The sequence below is a fragment of the Amycolatopsis sp. SID8362 genome, assembly GCF_010550475.1.
Lineage (GTDB): Bacteria > Actinomycetota > Actinomycetes > Mycobacteriales > Pseudonocardiaceae > Amycolatopsis > Amycolatopsis eburnea.
This window is the reverse complement of record NZ_JAAGNB010000019.1, coordinates 1-3525: the sequence shown is the minus strand read 5'-3', so window position 1 is coordinate 3525 and position 3525 is coordinate 1. Positions and strand designations below refer to the sequence as shown.

3 protein-coding genes are annotated in these 3525 nt (G+C 73.8%); 1 reads left to right on the top strand and 2 read right to left on the bottom strand.

The window, feature by feature from the left end; translation table 11 throughout:
* On the top strand, positions 1 to 1068 hold a 1068-nt coding region (locus tag G3I65_RS01130), incomplete at its 5' end, for a PLP-dependent aminotransferase family protein (protein WP_160693904.1).
* A gap of 382 nt (positions 1069 to 1450) precedes the next feature.
* Here the strand turns inward: G3I65_RS01130 and G3I65_RS01125 are convergent.
* Positions 1451 to 2176: a peptidylprolyl isomerase gene (locus tag G3I65_RS01125; protein WP_160693902.1), complete on the bottom strand. Its 726-nt coding sequence runs from the start codon at positions 2174 to 2176 to the stop codon at positions 1451 to 1453.
* 312 nt (positions 2177 to 2488) lie between these two features.
* Complete coding sequence (gene meaB, locus G3I65_RS01120; protein WP_160693900.1) at positions 2489 to 3454, bottom strand: methylmalonyl Co-A mutase-associated GTPase MeaB; 966 nt, start codon at positions 3452 to 3454, stop codon at positions 2489 to 2491.
* Positions 3455 to 3525 lie beyond the last annotated feature (71 nt).

Genomic DNA, 3525 nt, shown 5'->3' with positions numbered 1-3525 from the left:
CCCGCGCCCCGCTGGGACCTGCGGCCGGGCCGCCCGGACCTGACGGCGTTCCCCCGCCAGGCCTGGATCACCGCGACCCGCCGCGCCCTGCTGCGCACCCCGGCGTCGGCGTTCGGCTACGAGTCGGAGCTGGGCGCGCCCGAGCTGCGGGACACCCTCGCGAGCTACCTCGCCCGCGCCCGCGGCGTGGTCGCCGACCCGGCGCGGATCGTCGTGTGCCACGGGTATTCCCACGCCATCGCGGTGCTGTCCCGGGTGCTGTTCGATTCGGGCATCGGCGAAGTGGCGTTCGAGAACCCGTCACTGGGCATGTACCGCGCGATCGCGGCGGCGCAGGGCCCGCGCGTGGTCGGCGTCCCGGTCGACGAGCACGGCCTCGAAGTGTCCGCATTGGACAGTCCGGCGGTCGTCGTGACGGCGGCGCACCAGTACCCCACCGGCGTCACCCTCGCCCCGCACCGCCGAGCCGCACTGACCCGCTCCGGCGCGTGGGTGCTGGAGGACGACTACGACGGCGAGTTCAGGTTCGACCACCAGCAGGTCGGCGCGCTGCAGGCCCTGGCCCCGGAGCGCGTGGTGTACGCGGGTACGGCGAGCAAGACCCTCGCCCCGGCCCTGCGCCTGGCCTGGCTGGTGCTGCCGAGGTCATTGGTGGAACCGGTCCGCGCGGCCATGGCCGACAGCGGTTCCCGCCCGGCGCTGCTGAACCAGCTGGCCCTGGCGGAGCTGATCGACTCGGGCGCGTACGACCAGCACGTCCGCCGCAGCCGCGCGGAGTACCGTTCCCGCCGCACCCGCCTGCTGGCCGCGCTGCCGGACTCGGTCCGCCCCCAGGGCATTGCGGCGGGCCTGCACCTCCTGCTGATGCTGCCGGCGGACGGCCCGACGGAAACCCAGGCCCTGGCAGCCTGCCGCCGCCGCGCGATCGGCATCGAAGGCCTGCGCGGTTATTGGATGGACGCGAACGGCCCCGGCGGCTTGATCGTCGGCTACGCGGCCCCGGCGAAGCACGCTTTCGCCGGAGCGACGCAGACGTTGATCGAGGCGCTGCACGAGATCACGAGCTGAACCCGCGCGGTTCCGTTGCCCCGCAAGCGGCTTGGCCCTCGCCGCTCGATCGGCCTGACCACCGCCGCTCACGCCCATCCCCGCGCCGCTCAAGCGGCTTGGCCACGCCGCTCATATGGCTCAGCCCTCGCCGCTCGATCGGCCTGACCACCGCCGCTCACGCCCGCCCCCGCGCCACTCGCCGCTCAAGCGGCTTGGCCACGCCGCTCATGTGGCTCAGCCCGCTCGATCGGCCTGCCCATCCCCGCGCCACTCGCGCGGTGTCGCCCGCCGTCCAACCAGCCTCAGCCGCGCTGTCAGGGGCATCTGCCTGTACGCCACTCCTCTCCCGTGTCAGGCCGCAACCCGCGGGCCACCCGATCCGGCCGGCCCGCGGCCCCGGTCAGAACCAGCAGTCCGGCCGGACCCGCAGCAGTTCCGTCCGCAGCACCGGCGTCCCGTCGACCGGCGCGGGATCCTCGGCCGTCGGCTGGATCCCGCCGGCCGCCACCCGGTCCAGGGTCTGCAGCCCTTCGGCCCCGACCGTCCCGAAGACGGTGTAGTTCGGCCGCAGCGCGGAATCGCCGTACACGACGAAGAACTGCGACCCGTTGGTGTCCGGCCCCGCGTTGGCCATCGCCAGCAACCCGCGCGCGTAGACCCGCCGCGCCCCGGTCGGGTCCGTCGGCGCCGGCGGCAGGTCCACCGGCAGCTCGTCCTTGTACTTGTAGCCCGGCCCGCCTTCCCCGGTCGCCGTCGGGTCGCCGCACTGCAGCACCCTGAGCGTCGGGTAAGCGGTGAGCCGGTGGCAGACGGTGTGGTCGTAGAACCGGTGCCGCGCCAGGTGCAGGAAGCTCTGCACGGTGCACGGCGCCTTCGCGCGGTCGAGCGTCAGCGGCAGCGCGCCCTGGCTCGTCGGAATCGCGACACCCACCTTGCCGTGACTCGGCGTCCACCGCGGATCGGCCGGCAACGGCACCGGCAGCGCAGCCGGCTCGTCCGGCGTCTCGGTGTACTGGCACGGCCCGTGCGTCGTCTTCGGCGGCGGCGCATCGGCCGCGGCGGCGACGCCGTTGCCCGCCGCGAACAACGCACCCACCGCCAGCGCGGTGACGAGTCTCTTCTTCATCCTGCACGCCCTCCCAGTGATCGCCCGATTCCGGAGCGTCCCGCAGTCTAGGGCCCGGCACCGACAGGAATAACCGGCGAAAGTCGCCCGTGTCAGCCCATCGGGTGAACCCGGCGACGGACCCCCGGGAAATTGTCGGACCCCCGGCGCACGATGGTGATCACGCGGCGAACCGGTCGCGCCGGAGGAGGGGAAGTCATGGAGTTCCATCGAAGAACCGTTGCGGTGGCACGGTTTCTGCTCGCCCGCTTCACACGAGCGGTTTGGACCGCGCCGCCAATCCGCGATCAGCACTCCCCACGCGGCAGCGCATCAACCCCGCAGATCCGCGATCAGCTCCTCGGCGGCCGCGAACGGGTCAAGCTCCCGCGCCACCACCCGCTCGGCAACCTCACCCAGCCTCCCGCCGCCCCGCAGATCGGCCAGCTCCGCCCGCAACCGCCGCACCGCGATGGCCTCGACCTCGTCGCGTGCGCGGGCCGCCCGGCGCCGGGTCAGCTCGTCGTGCGCGACGAGCCACTCGTGGTGCGAAGCCAGCGCCCGCACCACCTCGTCGACGCCCTCGCCCTTCGCCGCGACCGTCCGCACGATCGGCTGCCGCCAGCTCGCACCCCGGATTTCCCGGCGGGCCAGCGAAATCATCTGCTTCAGGTCGTGCACCGTGGCGTCGGCGCCCTCGCGGTCCGCCTTGTTCACGACGAACACGTCGGCGATCTCGAGCACCCCGGCCTTCGCGGCCTGGATGCCGTCGCCCATCCCCGGCGCGAGCAGCACCACGGTGGTGTCGGCCAGCTTCACGACGTCCACTTCGGACTGCCCGACCCCGACGGTCTCGATCAGCACCACGTCGAAGCCCGCGGCGTCGAGCACGCGCACCGCCTGCGGGGTCGCCCACGAGAGCCCGCCGAGGTGGCCGCGCGTGGCCATCGAGCGGATGAACACGCCCGGGTCGGTGGCGTGCTCGGTCATCCGGATCCGGTCGCCGAGGAGCGCGCCGCCCGAAAACGGCGAAGACGGGTCGATCGCGAGCACCCCGACCCGCTTGCCCTCCGCGCGCAACGCGGTGAGCAGCGCCGAAGTCGAGGTCGACTTGCCGACGCCGGGCGGCCCGGTGAGCCCGATGACCCGGGCCCGCCCGGTGTGCGGGGTCAGTGCCCGCGCGATCTCGGCGACCCGGGGGTGGGCGTCCTCGACGAGCGACAGGAGCCGCGCGACGGCTCGGGGCTGCCCGACCCGTGCGCGGCCGACCAGGTCGTCGAGGTCGAGGGAATCGGCCACTTACGCGGACGGCACCCGCAGCAGCAGGGCGTCGCCCTGGCCACCGCCACCGCACAGCGCGGCCGCGCCGA